This is a genomic window from Tropicimonas sp. S265A (assembly GCF_049800835.1).
Classification (GTDB): Bacteria; Pseudomonadota; Alphaproteobacteria; order Rhodobacterales; family Rhodobacteraceae; genus Dinoroseobacter.
The window spans coordinates 1,208,327-1,221,675 of sequence record NZ_JBNAFU010000001.1; the positions used below are offsets into that span (position 1 = coordinate 1,208,327).

The following is a 13,349-nucleotide window of genomic DNA, read 5'->3' on the forward strand; positions in this document are numbered from 1 at the left end:
TTAGGCAGTGGAGAGGGGCTGGCTGCCCCTCTCGGGCTCTCCCCGCAGGTATTTGTCCACAAAAGAAGTCATGAACCGCGGTAAGTTGCGTAGCTGAAGGGCGAAAGCAACAGGGGCACGTGGTAATGCGAGCCCGGATCGTTGATCCCGAAGCGGATCGGGATCTCATCGAGGAAAAGCGGGGGGTCGCCCGCCTGCCCGGTCTCGCGCAGGTAGTCTCCAGCGTGAAAGACAAGCTCGTAAACCCCGGGTTTGAACGCCTCTGCGGGCAAGATGGGACCGTCGGTGCGGCCATCCTCATTGGTGTGCTTGGCGGCAACTACCGTTCGGGTCACACCATCAATGGCATAGAGGACAATGTGCATGCCCTGGGCCGGCACACCGCGGGCGGTATCGAGCACGTGGGTGGTGAGAAAACCTGATGTGTCAGTCATGGGGCCTCTTGAGACGTTCAGGGCTTTTCAAGAGCCCGTGACAGTTATTACTCTCCGCCCGAGCAAAACAAATTCGAACGGGGATGGGAATGGAAAACGGCGGCCGTTATCCACGGGACTTGCACGGGTATGGCGCGACGCCCCCCGACCCGCACTGGCCAAACGGTGCGAAGATCGCCGTTCAGGTCGTGGTGAATTACGAAGAGGGCGGCGAGAACAACATCCTGCACGGCGATGCTGCGTCCGAGGCTTTTCTGTCGGAGATCGTGGGGGCTGCCGCATGGCCCGGTCAGCGGCACTGGAACATGGAGACGATCTACGAATACGGCGCGCGGGCCGGGTTCTGGCGGCTGCACCGGATGTTCACGGACCGCGGGATCCCGGTGACCGTCTACGGGGTGGCGACGGCCCTTGCGCGCAGTCCCGCGCAGGTCGGGGCGATGAAAGACGCCGGATGGGAGATCGCCTCGCATGGCCTGAAATGGATCGAGTACAAGGATTTCCCCGTCGAGGATGAACGCGCGCACATGAATGAGGCGATCGCCCTGCACACCGCCGTGACCGGGGCGCGCCCGCGCGGTTGGTACACCGGGCGGTGTTCCGAAAACACGCTGGCGCTGGTGGCGGAGAATGGCGGGTTCGCCTATTGCGCTGACAGCTACGCCGACGAGTTGCCGTACTGGGTGCGCGTCGGCGACCGCGACCAGTTGGTCGTGCCCTATACGCTTGACGCCAACGACATGCGCTTTGCCACTCCGCAGGGATTCAACGCGGGCGATCAGTTCTTTTCTTATCTCAAGGACAGTTTCGATTGTTTGTACGCTGAGGGCAGTGCGGGTGCGCCTAAGATGATGAGCATCGGCCTGCATTGCCGCCTGGTCGGACGACCGGGCCGCGCGCAGGCTTTGGCGAGGTTTCTGGACTACGCCGCGGCGCACGCCGACGTGTGGTTCGCCCGGCGGATCGATATTGCCGAACACTGGGCCGCACACCATCCGCCGCGGACGCGCGCGTTGATCCCGACCGCCATGCCACGCGACGCGTTCGTTGCGGCCTTTGGCGGGATCTTCGAACACTCTCCATGGATCGCGGAACAAGCCTTCGACGGCGAACTCGGCCCGGCCCATGACACAGCGGACGGGCTGCACGCTGCACTTGCCCGACGCTTCCGCGCCGCGCCCGACGACGCCCGACTTGCCGTGTTGAACGCGCACCCGGATCTGGCCGGGAAACTGGCGGCAGCCAAACGGCTGACCGCCGAAAGCACTGCCGAACAGGCAGGGGCGGGCCTTGATGCGCTGACAGACGCCGAACACGCCACATTTACGCGGCTCAACGATGCCTATAAGGACAAACACGGGTTCCCGTTCATCATTGCGGTGAAAGGGTTGAGCAAGGGTCAGATTCTCGAGGCGTTCACCGCCCGGATCGAAAATGACCGTGACACCGAGTTTGAGACCGCCTGCGCTCAGGTGGAGAAAATCGCGCTGCTGCGGCTGCGCGATATGGATCTGGGCTGAGGGCCGCGAAGGAGTTATGCAGATGAGTGCGACCGAGACAAAGCCTGATATCCCGCTGTTTGTGCGGACGGGCATCAACCTTGCCTCGGCAGGGCTCGGCGCCCGCGCTCTGTATGCGACCGACGAGTTCTTCGCCCCCCTCAACCGCATGTTGCAGGATGCGCCTGCGATTTTCGTGCCCGACAAGTTCGATGCGCATGGCAAATGGATGGACGGCTGGGAAACACGGCGCAGACGGGGGGGCGGGCATGATCACTCGGTCATCTCGCTGGCAGCACCCGGGCGTATCCTCGGGTTCGACATCGACACATCTCATTTTACCGGCAATTATGCCCCTGCGGTGATGGTGGAAGCCTGCACCTCCGACCACGACCCTGATGAAAGCACGCGCTGGGTGGAGATCCTGCCCCACAAGCCGCTCGGGCCGTCCGCGCATCACTATTTCAACTGCAAGAGTTTCGAAAGCTGGACCCATCTGCGGGTGCATATCTTCCCGGATGGCGGGATTGCACGGTTCCGCGCGTATGGCATTCCCGAACTGGATCCATCCACGGAGGGGCAAGATATCGAGCTCTCGGCGGCGTTGAATGGCGGCCGGATTCTGGCGTTCTCCGATGCCCATTACGGAGACTACATGCGCCTTCTGGCACCGGGCCGCGGCGTCAACATGGGCGATGGCTGGGAAACCCGACGCCGCCGCACGCCGGGACACGACTGGATGGTGATCGCCCTCGGGGCGCGCGGACAGGTTGGCCGGGTGGAGGTTGATACGGCGCACTTCAAGGGCAACTTTCCCGATCGCTGCTCAATCCAGGCCGCGGACCTTGCAGTATTCGGAGACGGGTTGACGGACGCAATCGTCACCGACTCGATGTTCTGGCAAACGCTTCTGCCGGAGGTGCAACTGACAGCGGACGCTGTGCATGAGTACAGCGACCAGCTCGCCGATCTGGGATCGATCACGCATATCCGGTTCAACATCTTTCCCGATGGCGGGGTCAGCCGCTTGCGGCTGTTCGGACGGCCCGAGTGGTCGCCGGGCTCGATCTGACCCATGACGGATATTCGCGCCCGCCCCTTGACCGCCGAAGCCTTTGCGCCTTTCGGAGACGTGCTGGAACTTCGGGCCACCCCGGACAAGATGATCAACGAGGGCCTTTGCGGGCGGCACCACGATCTGGCGCGGCTCGATTTCGGGCCCAACGGGCGCGCCGGTATCAGTCTGTTCGACGCAAAACCGCGAACGCTGCCCTATTGCCTCAAGATGATGGAAAGGCACCCGGAGGGCAGTCAGGCATTCCTGCCGATGTCCCTGTCGCCGTTTCTGGTGGTGGTCGCCCCGGACGCCGGTGGCTCCCCGGGACGCCCGCACGCATTCATCACGGCACCCGGCCAGGGCGTGAACTATCACCGGGGGGTCTGGCACGGGGTTCTGACGCCGTTGACGTCTCACGGGCTGTTCGCGGTGATCGACCGGATCGGCGCGACGCCGAACCTTCAGGAAAACTGGTTCGTTGAACCCTACACCATCGTCGCGGCCTGACGGGCTAGTACTTTGACATTCGCATGGCCACGTCGAGCATGCGGTTGGAAAAGCCCCACTCGTTGTCGTACCAGCCAAATACCCGCAGAAGTCCACCTTTTGAAACACGGGTTTCCGGCAAAGCCATGACGATGCTCTCGCTGCGCTGGCGCAGGTCGGAGGACACGAGCGGTTTGCGTGTGACGCCCAGAATGCCCCCCTCTGTCGCGCGGAAGAGCGCGTTGGCCGCCTCCGCGCTGGCTGGTCGTTCGGTCGTAACGCTCAGATCAACGGCGGAAACGGACGCAACCGGCACCCGCACGGCAGAGCCTTCGATCCGGCCTGCGATCTCGGGCAGGACCAGATCGGTAAGGGCCTGTGCGGACGTTGTCGTCGGCACCATCGAGAGTGCTGCCGCACGGGAGCGTGCAGGGTTCGCCATCGGCATATCCACCGTCGGCTGACTGCCGGTATAGCAGTGGATCGTGGTCATCGACCCGGTGACAACGCCGAACTCCTTGTGCAGGAGCTTGGCAAGCGGGGCCAGCGCGTTTGTCGTGCATGAGGCGTTGGACACGATCCGATGGTCCCGGGTCAGCCCGCCATCGTTTGCGCCCAGAACAAGCGTCCAGTCCGCCTCGGGCGACGGGCCAGACACCAGAACCCGCCTCGCCCCGGCAGACAAAGCCCGCTCGGCGAAGGTACGGTCCGACCCACGACCCGTACACTCCATCACCAGGTCAATGCCTGTCAGATCCGTCTCCCTCAGGTTGGCGATATTGGAAAACGCGATCCGCTTTCCATCAACGACGAGCGCGCCGTCCTCAGCAGCGACCTCGCCGGCCCAGGGGCCGAATACACTGTCGTATTCGAACAGATAGGCGCAGGTTTCCAGATCAGCGATATCATTGACACCGACGATCCTGAGTCCCGGCCAGCCGCCACCGAGCCACGCCCGCAGAACCGAACGACCGATGCGCCCGAACCCGTTGATGACAACCCTGTAGTCTCGCATGTCCTTCTCCCCGTGGCCGCGTCGCAGACATGACCCAAGGCCGCAGGGCTGGCAAGCCACAGCCCCTGTATCGATACAAAACACCGGGGCGAGACAGCAGGTCGCAGGCTGTCGGGCTGGTTCGTTTGCTGCGGAAGGCTACCTCCAAGCCTAGAGCGAAACACTACACTCAGATGCAGCTTTTCTCGGAGAGGTCCCCATGGACACGCTGATCCTGTCCCGTATCCAGTTCGGAGCCAACATCTCGTTCCATATCCTGTTCCCGACGATCACGATCGCGCTGGGATGGGTCCTGTTGTTCTTCAAGCTGCGCTTCGCCGCCACGGGGGCGGAGAAGTGGATGGATGCTTACAAGTTCTGGGTGAAGGTCTTTGCACTCAGCTTTGCGATGGGTGTCGTCTCGGGCATCACCATGTCGTTCCAGTTCGGGACGAACTGGCCCGGGTTCATGGAAACCGTGGGCAATATCGCAGGGCCTCTTCTGGCGTACGAAGTGATGACCGCGTTTTTCCTCGAGGCGGTTTTCCTCGGGATCATGCTGTTCGGGGTGTCCCGCGTTCCACCCTGGCTGCATACGCTGGCAACGTTCCTTGTGGCATTCGGGACGACCATGTCCGCCTTCTGGATCCTTGTGCTGAACAGCTGGATGCACACGCCCGCCGGGTACGAATTGCGTGACGGCGTGGTCTACGCCACCGACTGGATAGCGATCATCTTCAACCCGTCCATGCCGTACCGGCTGGCGCACATGTTGCTCGCGTCAGGTCTGACAGTCGCGTTCCTGCTGGCAGGTCTGTCCGCGTTTCGCTGGCTTAAGGGCGACCGGTCCGAGGGGGTGCGCACGACCCTCAAGGTGGGCGCTTGGATGGGCGCTCTGCTGATCCCGCTACAGATTTTCATGGGCGACATGCACGGACTGAACACGCTGGAGCATCAGCCCCAGAAAATTGCCGCGATGGAAGGGCATTGGGATGGGAGCAAGACACCAGTACCGCTGGTGCTGTTTGCCCTGCCCAACGAGGAAACGCGCGAAAACGATTTCGAGCTTGCGATTCCGTATCTCGGCTCGCTGATCCTGACGCACAGCCTCGATGGGACCGTCCCGGGACTGAACGACTTTGTCACGGAAGACGGAGAGGTTCTGCACCCGCCAGTCGCCAAGGTGTTCTGGTCGTTCCGGATCATGGTGGCCACCGGGTTTGCGATGCTCGCGCTCAGTTGGGCAGCCGTGTTCTTCATGCGCCGTGGACGCGGGGTAGAAGGCTTGCCCAGACCAATGCTCTACGGCTTCGTGGGCATGGCATTCTCTGGCTGGATCGCAACGCTGGCGGGGTGGTACACGACCGAGATCGGTCGCCAGCCCTGGCTGGTTGACGGCGTGCTGCGTACATCCGAAGCCGTGGCTGACGTGCCAGCGCCCATGGTCCTGTCCACTCTGATTGCCTACCTCGTAGTCTATGCAGCGCTGATCTTCTGCTACATGGGGGTGCTGACCTATCTGGCGGCAAAGGCTGCAAAGGGCGAACCGGTCAAGGTGTTTGACGCCCCCCGTTCCGGTGCTGCCGAAGTGCGCGCCATAACCCCGGCGCAGTAACCTGCATGACCGAGATTTTTACCGATCCCGCCCAATGGCTGCCGCTGGTTTTCGCCGCGCTCATGGGCCTGTCCATCCTCATCTATGTGGTGCTGGACGGGTTTGACCTTGGCGTTGGCGTGCTGTTTCCGTTCGCCGATGACCGGGAACGCGACACGATGGTCTCGTCGATCGGTCCGTTCTGGGATGCAAACGAAACGTGGCTCGTGCTCGCGATCGGAATCCTGCTGGTGGCGTTTCCTTCCGCGCACGGGGCTATCCTGACCGCCCTTTACCTGCCGGTGGCCATCATGCTGATCGGCCTGATCCTGCGCGGTGTAGCGTTCGAGTTTCGCGTGAAAGCGCCACCGCAATACAAGGCGTTCTGGAACAATGCATTTTTCACCGGCTCGCTCATGACCTCGTTGAGCCAGGGGTTCATGCTGGGCCTTTACATCATGGGTCTGCAATGGACCCTGTGGACGGTCGCGTTCTCGCTGCTGACAGCGGTGTTCCTGACCGTGGCCTATTCGTTCATCGGCGCGACGTGGCTGGTGCTGAAAACCGAAGGCGCATTGCAGAAAAAGGCTGTCGACTGGTCCAAGGGCGGCATCTGGGGGCTGGTGCTTGGACTGGGCGCCGTATCGCTTGCCTCGCCGCTGGTCAGCCCGCGGATCTTCGAGAAATGGTACTCCTTTCCGGAGATCGTCCTGCTGGCCCCGCTTCCGCTGATGTTCTGCCTTTTGATCGGGTTGCTGTTCTTCGGCCTCAAGCGCCTGCCGACTGCGGATGACAGCTTTGCCTGGGTTCCGTTTGCCGCGACCATCGTGCTGTTCATTCTGGCCTTCTTCGGGCTTGCGTACTCCTTCTATCCCTACGTTGTCCCGGATCAACTGACGATCTACGAAGCCGCCAGTGCGCCGGAAAGCCTGATGATCATCCTGTTCGGCACGGTCTTCGTGCTGCCCGCGATCCTCGGCTACACGATCCTCAGCTACGTGATCTTCCGCGGCAAGGCGCGCGAGCTGACCTATTACTAAACGGCGCGCGCAGCCCTAGACGTCACGCGGCAAGAGCGCGTCGGGCATGTTCTGGTAACACACCGGGCGCAGGAACCGGCGGATGGACAGGGTTCCAACGGACGTGGCGCCAAAATTGGTGGAGGCAGGATAAGGCCCACCATGCACCATGCTGTCGCACACCTCGACCCCGGTGGGGAAGCCGTTGACCAGAATGCGCCCGGCCTTGCGTTCGACGATGGGCATCAGGTTTTGTGCCTGATCGGTATCCTCCGCATCCATGTGGAGCGTGCAGGTCAGTTGACCTTGCAACGCGCTGGCGACCTCTGCCATTTCGTCCGCGTCTCTTGCGTCGACCACGATGCCGAGCGGGCCGAACACCTCTTCCTGCAAGGCGGTGTCGGCCAGCCAGTCGCGTGCCGCAACCCGATACAGATAGGGTTTCGCATTGCGCCCGGTGCACGCGGTTCCAAGCAGTTCGGCCACCCCCCGCCCGTCTGCCACGCGGGCAACCCCGCTACGATAGGCATCTGCGATCCCGTCGGTCAGCATGGTCTGGCCTGCGGCCTCGGTCAGGGCCGCCTCCGCCGCGCTGACGAACCCGTCGGCACCGGGCAAGGCCACGGCAATGCCCGGATTGGTACAGAACTGGCCCGCCCCCATGAGCAACGACCCCGCCCATCCGGCGCCGATCTCTGCCCCGCGCGCGGCGATGGCGTGCGGCAACAGGAACATCGGGTTTACCGAGCCCAGCTCACCAAAGAACGGGATGGGGTCCGGGCGCGCCGCGCACAAGTCGAAAAGCGCGCGTCCCCCGACCAGAGATCCGGTAAACCCGACTGCCCGGATCATCGGATTCTGCACCAGCGCCGAGCCAACGTCGCGCTTGCCCCCCTGGATCAGGCTGAAGACCCCCGGATGCATCCCGGTTTTCTCAATCGCCGCATGAATAGCCTCTGCCACGATTTCACCTGTTCCGGGATGTGCCGAATGCCCTTTGACCACCGCGGGGCACCCTGCCGCAAATGCGGCCGCAGTGTCGCCCCCCGCCGTGGAAAACGCGAGCGGAAAATTCGACGCGCCAAAGACCGCGACCGGTCCGATAGGTCGCTGGATCATCTTCAGGTCCGGACGCGGAAGCGGGGCTCTGTCGGGCAAGGCCGGATCGTGTCGGCGATCAAGGTAGTCCCCCTTCAGGATATGCTCCGCAAAAAGCCGCAACTGTCCGGATGTGCGCCCGCGTTCACCCTGAAGTCGCGCTTCGGGCAGGCCGCTTTCCTGGGTCCCGATCTCTGTAATCGCCTCGGCACGCGCCTCGATCTCATCCGCGATGGCATTCAGAAATGCCGCGCGGTCGACGCGGGAACTGTACCCGAAGGACCCGAATGCGTCCTCCGCTGCGCGGCATGCCTGATCGACAAGCTCGGGCGTGCCCACGCAATAGTCATGCGCCGGACCATGCGCCGGGTCGGACGTGAATTTCTGTTCGCTTAGGACCCATGTGCCGGCGATCAGGTGTTTCCCGTGGGGTTTGAAGCTCATCTTGCATATCCGTGTATTGAATTTGATCTTTACAGCCGTCGGTGCTGGGCCGGTCTCAGGATGCTTCGGGGTCAAGCATCGAGCTGACGAATTTTGCACCCTGCCCTTCGGACACTAGCCCGCCTAGTCGGTCTGCGAGCGCGGAAGCGACAAGCGCCCGCGACGGCAGCGTGTCGGACAGAAGATCTCGCGCGTAGCGCAGATCCTTTTCCGCATTTGCAATGGAAAATTGCGCCCCGCTGAAATCGCCCTCCAGCGCCGGACCGACCGCTTTCTGAAGCGTGCCGGACCGCGCGGCACCGGCCATCATCGCATCGTAGAGCGCGTGGGCATCCACCCCCATCCTTGCTGCGCATTGAAACGCATCGGCCAGCAGGATCATTGTGCCCTGCGTGACCAGATTGTTCAGCAGCTTTGCCGCGTGACCTCGCCCCGGGTCGCCGAACCGCCAAACTGCCTTGGAGTAGACACCGACCAGCGCTTTAATGGCGGGATAGTCGGCTTCGGCGCATCCAACGAGCGAGGCCAAAGACCCCTCTTGCGCCTGTGCGGGTCCCCCAGTGACCGGCGCGTCCGCAAAAACCGCGCCTTGTGCGGCAACGCGCGTTGCGATCCGTTCAGAGGTTTCGGGGCGCGACGTGGTGGTGTCGATCCAGATCTGTCCCTCGCGCAGATGCGGAAGCAGCTCCTCCGCCAAAGCTTCCACAACCTCTGCGTTCGGCACACAGGTGAGCACGACATCGCTGGCGCGCGCGAGGGCAACGGCATCTGCGGCTTCTTCGGCCCCGTCTGCCAACAGTGGCTCGATCGGCGCCCTGTTCTTGTGCACGAGCAGGCTCACCCGGTGCCCCGCCAAAAGCATGCGCCTGGCCATGCCAGCGCCCAGCAGACCGGCGCCTATGATCCCTATCGACCGGCTTGTCATGCCGCTGCCTCGGTCCTGGCGGTGCGGGCCATGCGCACCAGCAGATCGAAGGCCTGTCGCGTCGCCCCTACGTTGGCGATGCCCTTTCCGGCGATATCAAACGCCGTGCCATGCGCGGGTGTGGCCACCGGGATCGGCAGCCCCCCCGCAACGGTCACGCCCCGTTCGAACCCCATCAGCTTGATCGCGATCTGGCCCTGGTCGTGGTACATCGTGACCACCGCATCCACTTCGCCACGCTTGGCCTTGAGAAAGACGGTGTCCGAAGGCCAGGGGCCTGTCACATTCATCTGGCGTTCCTGACACGCCCTGACCACGGGTTCGATGATGTCGATTTCCTCGCGCCCGAACTTTCCGTTGTCCCCGGCATGCGGGTTCAGCGCTGCGACCGCGACATGCGGCCGGGCGCGCCCCGAACGCGCCAGCGTGTCATGGGCAAGCTCGATCGCGCTCGCAATTCCAGGGCCGTCGATGTGGCTGGCCACGTCCTTCAGACCGATATGGCTGGTCACGCGCGTGGTCATCAGATCATCCAGAACGTTTATTTCCGAATGGTAACCGGTGAACCCGAGATAGCGCGCCATGTAGCGATGCTCGTCTTCGGCGTTCAGCCCCGCCGAGGTCATCGCCGCCTTGTTGAACGGAGCAAAGAGCACGCCATCGACCTGGCCCGCCTGCGCCAGATCGAGCGCCTTGTCGAGGCAGCGCAACGATGTTGTTCCCCCCGCAACTGTCACTTCGGCAACCCGGACGTCGGCTGGGTCAATCGTCTCAAGATCAAGGTGTGCCACGCCTTCGAATGTCGGCACGTCGATCTCGGCGATGGGGTTGAGCGGCACCTCCAACTCGGCTTGCGCAGCCCCCCGCTGCCAGAGATGCGCGTCGCCGACCAACAGAATGTCAGCCGCATCGCGCACCCCGTCCTCAGCCAGAAGTCTGGCGATCAGCTCCGGACCAATTCCCGACGGGTCGCCGGGCACAATCGCTAGCCTCGGGCGCATTACGTGTCCTCCTGTGCTGCGCGTTCGGTCATGGTGGCGGCAATATTGGTTTCCGCCGTCCGCAGGTGCTGCTTCAACGCGCGGCGGGCGGCCTTGGCGTCCCGGGCCTTGAGCGCTTCGATGATTTTCAGGTGTTCCTGTCGCGTGGTATCGCGGCCCTCGTGGCGCTGCGATGACAGGAACCGAACCCGCCACAGCCGCGCATTGTAAGCCGCATGGGTTTCGGCGAGTGCCGCGTTGCCGGATGCCGCGACAATGGCTTCGTGAAAAGACATGTCCCGGCGGAACGCCTCCAACTTGCCATCCGCATCCCGTGCGTCCTTTATGGACGCGTTTATGCTTTCAATCTCGGCCAGTTGCCGATCGCTTGCCATATCGCATGCCAGTTCCCCTGCCAGCGCCTCCAACGCGCCCTGCACCCGCAACCAGTCGTTGATCTCGTCCAGCGAGGGGTCAGCGACGAAAGGACGACGGGTCGGCCCGTAATTGATCAGGCCCTCTCCCTCGAGGATGCGAAGGGCCTCTTTCAGCGGCGTGCGGCTGATCCCGAACGCCTCCGCAAGGTCGCGCTCACGCACCGGCATACCCGGCGCCAACTTGCCCAGCATGATGAATTCCCGGAGGCTTTCAGCCGCCTCCGCGGCGAGCGATTTTCGCGGCTTGATCTCGGCGAAATCGCGCAGTTCGTTGGTCCAGGTTGCGTCGCTCATGTTACATGCCCCACCGCAAAACCAAGGGATCGAGAGGCCGCAACAGGTCAATCAGGCGGGATCGGATCGCCGGGTGCAGGGGCGGGATCGGGTGGCGGCAAAACTCCGACTTGATCACCCCGCCCTCGACCATCGCGGCCTTGCAGGACTGCCAGCCGCATTGACGGTTCTCGTGATTGATCGCCATGGCCACCCGGCCATAGGCCTCGGTCGCGCCCGCGACATCGCCCGCATTGTGCTTGGTGATCACGGGCTTGATCTGATCCACGATCATGCCGCTGGTCATGGAGCCCGTCGCCCCTGCATCCAGATCCGCCAGCAGCGTGATCGCCTCCTCTCCGTCAAAGGGCGCTTCGATCGCGGAGCCCCCCGCTTCGATCAGGGAACGGATCTTGTTCGCCGCGCGCGGACACTCGATCTTGAAGAGTTTCACGGCCTCGATTTCCTGCGCCATCCGAACCAGCAGCGGCACTGGCAGGTCCACACCTGACAGCGGCGCGTCCTGCACCATGATCGGAATGCCAACCTCGCCCACCGCAGCAAACTGTTCAAAACTCTGCTCGGGCGTCCCTTTGAGCAACGCTCCATGATAGGGCGGCATCATCATGACAATATCTGCGCCCAGATCCTTGGCAAACCGCGCGCGTTCAACGGCGATCTGGGTCGCATAGTGGCTGATCGTGACGATCACCGGCACCCGCCCGGCGACATGCTCAACACTGAGCCGCGCGAGCACCTCGCGCTCCGCATCCGAGATCAGGAACTGTTCCGAGAAATTGGCAAGAACACAGATGCCATCAGCGCCCTGATCGATCAGGCAATCCAGAACGCGTTTCATGCCTTCAAGATCGACAGTCCCATCCTCGTTGAACGGGGTCGGGGCGACGGGCCAAATTCCAGTGTACTTGCTCATTCCGTGATCTCGAAGTGTTTGAAATGCGTGTCCGTGATCGAGATGCCGAGACCGGGCTTGTCGTCATCCAGTTGCAGAAAGCCATCCTGCGCTTCTGGGTCGCCTTCGAAGATGTAGTAGAACAGCTCATTGCCCACTTCGACATCAAAGACCGGGAAATACTCGCTGATCGGGCAGTTAATGTTGGCCATGGTCAGGTGATAATTGTGCATCTGGCCCGCGTGCGGGATGACGATGATCTGCGCGGCCTCGGCAATGGCGTTGATCTTCTGCGCCGCCGTGATGCCACCCACGCGGTTGGTGTCGTATTGCAGCACGCTGACGGCCTTGCGGTTGATGAGTTCGGCGCAGCCCATGATGCTGAACTCATGCTCGCCGCCCGAGATCGGCACACTGCCCATCGCGTTCAGTTCCGCATAGCCCGCCACGTCGTCGGCGATGACCGGTTCTTCGAGCCAGCGCGGTTCGAACCTCTCCAGCTTGGGCAGCATCCGCTTGGTGTAGTCGAGGTTCCAGCCCATGTAACACTCGAGCATCAGGTCCACGTCGTAGCCCAGAACCTCGCGCAGCGCCTCTACCCGGTTGAGGTTCTCGCGCATACCGGCAGGCCCGTCCTTGGGCCCGAACCCGAACCGGGTCTTGTAGCCCTGATAGCCGTGCTTCTGTGCCGCTTCAGCCTCCGCCTGCATCGCTGGGATGCTGTCGGCGTAGAGCTTCGAATAATAGACCGGAATCTTCTCTTTCGTGCGACCGCCCAGCAGTTTGAAGACCGGCTTGCCGACGAGCTTGCCCATCAAGTCCCAGATCGCGATATCAATCGCGGAAATGGCGGTCATGCCTACGCCCTTGCGCCCCCAGGCATGCGTGCGCCGGTACATCTTCTCCCACAGGTAGGCATAGTCGAACGGGTCCTCACCGATCACCAGCGGCGCATACCAATCGTCGATCGCCTGCTTGACCACAGTCGGTGCAAGGGCCGCGTTGCCGATGCCAATGGTCCCATCCTCGGTTTCCACCTCGCAGGTCAGCCACTGATGAAACCGGAAAGACGCCATGGCATCCCCCTTGATCCACAGCGCGTCCGACGCATTGGTGCAGAAGTTGCCTTGCGGCGGCACCGTGGGCCCGGTCCAGTTCCAGACGCGCGTGCGGACGGATTTGATCTTGGTCATAAC

The 13,349-nt window shown here is 62.7% G+C and carries 13 protein-coding genes; 5 read left to right on the forward strand and 8 right to left on the reverse strand.

The genetic code is table 11. From position 1 onward, the window contains the following. Positions 1-68: 68 nt before the first annotated feature. A complete protein-coding gene (uraH, locus tag ACP15N_RS06010; protein ID WP_425091313.1) occupies positions 69-434 on the reverse strand; it encodes a hydroxyisourate hydrolase in 366 nt (121 codons plus the stop codon). An 89-nt stretch (positions 435-523) separates the two neighbouring features. Between uraH and puuE the strand changes: the two genes are divergently transcribed. The 3 genes from puuE to ACP15N_RS06025 are packed head-to-tail and all read left to right on the forward strand — an operon-like array spanning position 524 to position 3,497. After that, entirely contained in the window at positions 524-1,954 is a 1,431-nt protein-coding gene (gene puuE, locus ACP15N_RS06015) for an allantoinase PuuE (protein WP_425091314.1), read from the forward strand. A 22-nt stretch (positions 1,955-1,976) separates the two neighbouring features. After that, on the forward strand, positions 1,977-3,005 hold the full coding sequence (gene alc / locus ACP15N_RS06020; RefSeq protein ID WP_425091315.1) for an allantoicase: 1,029 nt from the start codon (positions 1,977-1,979) through the stop codon (positions 3,003-3,005). 3 nt (positions 3,006-3,008) lie between these two features. Further along, the gene (locus ACP15N_RS06025) at positions 3,009-3,497 is read left to right on the forward strand and encodes an ureidoglycolate lyase (protein WP_425091316.1); all 489 of its coding nucleotides are present in this window, start codon (positions 3,009-3,011) and stop codon (positions 3,495-3,497) included. Between the two features lie 4 nt (positions 3,498-3,501). Here the strand turns inward: ACP15N_RS06025 and ACP15N_RS06030 are convergent, their stop codons facing one another. Then, positions 3,502-4,491, reverse strand: a complete 990-nt coding sequence (locus ACP15N_RS06030) for a type I glyceraldehyde-3-phosphate dehydrogenase (RefSeq protein WP_425091317.1) — start codon at positions 4,489-4,491, stop codon at positions 3,502-3,504. A 199-nt stretch (positions 4,492-4,690) separates the two neighbouring features. On the opposite strand from ACP15N_RS06030, the gene ACP15N_RS06035 reads away from it, so the two are divergent. Next, positions 4,691-6,085, forward strand: coding sequence for a cytochrome ubiquinol oxidase subunit I (locus ACP15N_RS06035; RefSeq protein ID WP_425091318.1), 1,395 nt, complete (start codon positions 4,691-4,693; stop codon positions 6,083-6,085). A 5-nt stretch (positions 6,086-6,090) separates the two neighbouring features. Next, positions 6,091-7,104: a cytochrome d ubiquinol oxidase subunit II gene (locus tag ACP15N_RS06040; RefSeq protein ID WP_425091319.1), complete on the forward strand. Its 1,014-nt coding sequence runs from the start codon at positions 6,091-6,093 to the stop codon at positions 7,102-7,104. 15 nt (positions 7,105-7,119) lie between these two features. On the opposite strand, the gene ACP15N_RS06045 is transcribed toward ACP15N_RS06040, so the two are convergent. From ACP15N_RS06045 to ACP15N_RS06070, 6 genes are read right to left on the reverse strand one after another with little or no spacing between them, the layout of a single operon-like run. After that, entirely contained in the window at positions 7,120-8,625 is a 1,506-nt protein-coding gene (locus ACP15N_RS06045) for an aldehyde dehydrogenase (NADP(+)) (protein WP_425091320.1), read from the reverse strand. A 55-nt stretch (positions 8,626-8,680) separates the two neighbouring features. Next, the gene (locus ACP15N_RS06050) at positions 8,681-9,550 is read right to left on the reverse strand and encodes an NAD(P)-dependent oxidoreductase (RefSeq protein ID WP_425091321.1); all 870 of its coding nucleotides are present in this window, start codon (positions 9,548-9,550) and stop codon (positions 8,681-8,683) included. Continuing rightward, a complete protein-coding gene (locus tag ACP15N_RS06055) occupies positions 9,547-10,551 on the reverse strand; it encodes a 4-hydroxythreonine-4-phosphate dehydrogenase PdxA (protein WP_425091322.1) in 1,005 nt (334 codons plus the stop codon). Before ACP15N_RS06055 ends, ACP15N_RS06050 begins: the two co-directional genes overlap by 4 nt. Continuing rightward, a complete protein-coding gene (locus ACP15N_RS06060; RefSeq protein ID WP_425091323.1) occupies positions 10,551-11,261 on the reverse strand; it encodes a GntR family transcriptional regulator in 711 nt (236 codons plus the stop codon). Before ACP15N_RS06060 ends, ACP15N_RS06055 begins: the two co-directional genes overlap by 1 nt. Before the next feature lies 1 nt (position 11,262). Continuing rightward, the gene (locus tag ACP15N_RS06065) at positions 11,263-12,174 is read right to left on the reverse strand and encodes a dihydrodipicolinate synthase family protein (RefSeq protein WP_425091324.1); all 912 of its coding nucleotides are present in this window, start codon (positions 12,172-12,174) and stop codon (positions 11,263-11,265) included. Next, positions 12,171-13,346 carry an L-rhamnonate dehydratase gene (locus ACP15N_RS06070; protein WP_425091325.1) on the reverse strand — a complete coding sequence of 392 codons (1,176 nt, stop codon included), beginning with the start codon at positions 13,344-13,346 and terminating at the stop codon, positions 12,171-12,173. Before ACP15N_RS06070 ends, ACP15N_RS06065 begins: the two co-directional genes overlap by 4 nt. Positions 13,347-13,349 lie beyond the last annotated feature (3 nt).